This is a genomic window from Mesorhizobium sp. M5C.F.Ca.IN.020.32.2.1 (assembly GCF_004023105.1).
Lineage (GTDB): Bacteria > Pseudomonadota > Alphaproteobacteria > Rhizobiales > Rhizobiaceae > Mesorhizobium > Mesorhizobium wenxiniae.
In genome coordinates this window covers 1-1,077 of the sequence record NZ_RZSX01001341.1, presented here as the reverse complement: position 1 = coordinate 1,077, position 1,077 = coordinate 1, and the positions used below count along the sequence as shown (strand labels likewise).

Genomic DNA, 1,077 nt, shown 5'->3' with positions numbered 1-1,077 from the left:
GGAAGGTGATCAATGCCCAGGCGCTGGTCACCGGCAGCGTCAGCAAGGAGGCCGATGGCCGCGTCCGCGCCCAGTACAGGTTGTGGGACACCTTTGCCGGCCAGCAGATGTCGGGCGAGCAGTTCTTCGCCAACGACGCCAATACGAGGCGCGTCGCTCATATCATCGCCGATGCGATCTATGAGCGGCTGACCGGCGAGAAGGGCTATTTCGACACGCGCGTCGTCTTCATCGACGAATCGGGCGCAAAGAACGCGCGCAAGAAGCGCCTCGCCATCATGGACCAGGACGGCGCCAACGTCCGCTATCTGTCGGATGGCAGGTCGATCGTGCTGACCCCGCGCTTCTCGCCAAACCGGCAGGAAATCACTTACATGTCCTACGAAAGCGGCCAGCCGAAGGTCTATCTGCTGCAGATCGAGACCGGGCAGCGCGAACTGGTCGGCGACTTTCCCGGCATGACCTTTGCGCCGCGCTTTTCGCCCGACGGCCAGAAGGTGATCATGAGCCTGCTGCGCGACGACGGCAATTCCAACATCTTCGCCATGGACCTGAGAAGCCGCTCGACGACCAGGCTCACCAATTCGACGGCCATCGACACCTCGCCGTCCTATTCGCCGGATGGCAGCAAGGTGGTGTTCACCTCCGACCGCGGCGGCCGCGCGCAGATCTATGTGATGGGCGCCGACGGTTCGGGCCAGACCCGCATCTCCTTCGGCGACGGCGTCTATTCGACGCCGGTATGGTCGCCGCGCGGCGATCTCATCGCCTTCACCAAGCAGACTGCCGGCGAATTCCAGATCGGCGTCATGCGCGTCGACGGTTCGGGCGAGCGCATCCTTTCAACCGGCTTCCAGCAAGAGGGGCCGACCTGGGCGCCCAACGGGCGGGTGCTGATGTTCTTCCGCGATTCAGCCGGCGGGCCGAAACTCGTTTCGGTCGATCTCACTGGGCGCAACGAGCAGTCGATCCCGACCGCGAATTTCGCGTCGGACCCGGCCTGGTCGCCGCTGCTCGAGTGAGAGGAATTGGAGAAATGAGGAATTGAAGAGATGGAGAAACGGGTTTCCTCAACGC

At 63.2% G+C, this 1,077-nt stretch carries 1 protein-coding gene; it reads left to right on the top strand.

What is annotated here, in order from left to right:
• The coding region (gene tolB, locus EOA86_RS35820; protein WP_128345756.1) for a Tol-Pal system beta propeller repeat protein TolB at nucleotides 1-1,022 on the top strand (1,022 nt) is incomplete at its 5' end.
• Nucleotides 1,023-1,077: the final 55 nt, after the last annotated feature.